This is a genomic window from Clostridium sp. NSJ-49, assembly GCF_014287725.1.
Taxonomy (GTDB): Bacteria; Bacillota; Clostridia; order Clostridiales; family Clostridiaceae; genus Clostridium; species Clostridium disporicum_B.
Genome location: NZ_JACOOP010000118.1, coordinates 1 through 658 on the forward strand (window position 1 = coordinate 1; position 658 = coordinate 658).

At 27.4% G+C, this 658-nt stretch carries 1 protein-coding gene; it reads left to right on the top strand.

Annotated elements, in window-relative coordinates; all coding sequences use genetic code 11:
* Positions 1–106: 106 nt before the first annotated feature.
* Positions 107–460 (top strand): hypothetical protein, encoded by a 354-nt coding sequence (locus tag H8S10_RS17950; protein ID WP_186839757.1) that lies wholly within the window; start codon positions 107–109, stop codon positions 458–460.
* The last annotated feature ends 198 nt before the right edge of the window (positions 461–658 follow it).

The window sequence follows — 658 nt, forward strand, 5'->3', positions numbered from 1 at the left end:
GTATATGCTATTAGTTTTATCCAAAGGAGCAAAAATGATACTGAAAAATTTGAGTGATATAAAAAATCTTGGCCATAAAGGCCTTGATATATAAGGGTTAAGAAATATGATTAACCCTAATACTAATTATGGAAAGGAGTTGATTAAAATCAAAAAATTTATATTTACTTTGTTAGTTGCACTTTCCATTTTTACAACAACTGCATATGCAGAGCCTAAAACTAAAATACTTAAAGAAGGTATCTATAAACAGGAAACTTTCAAGAGTATTAATGCTGATTTTAGAAACATTTCTTCAACTACTATGACTGTAATAGTACTCGTCCCAGGCGAATATTTAAGATTATATACTGACTTAAGGACTAATGCTGTAACATCTACTAAACTAATAGGTAAAGATGATGTTATTATTGTTATTGGTAATGGAGAAGTAGTTTTTGAGTATGATACTTTAGAATAATGCTTTTATGAATCTACTTATGATATCTAGAAAGCTTTTAATAAATTTGGACTATTAAAAAATGTCTATTTTTATTATAGGCTCTGTTAGATTAAATTGTTGATATTGTACTCAAAATAGGGTTGTACAAATTACAACCCTATCTAACTATAAACTCTGTTTAGATTCCCTAACAATATTTCTATTGCAAAGGTCTAT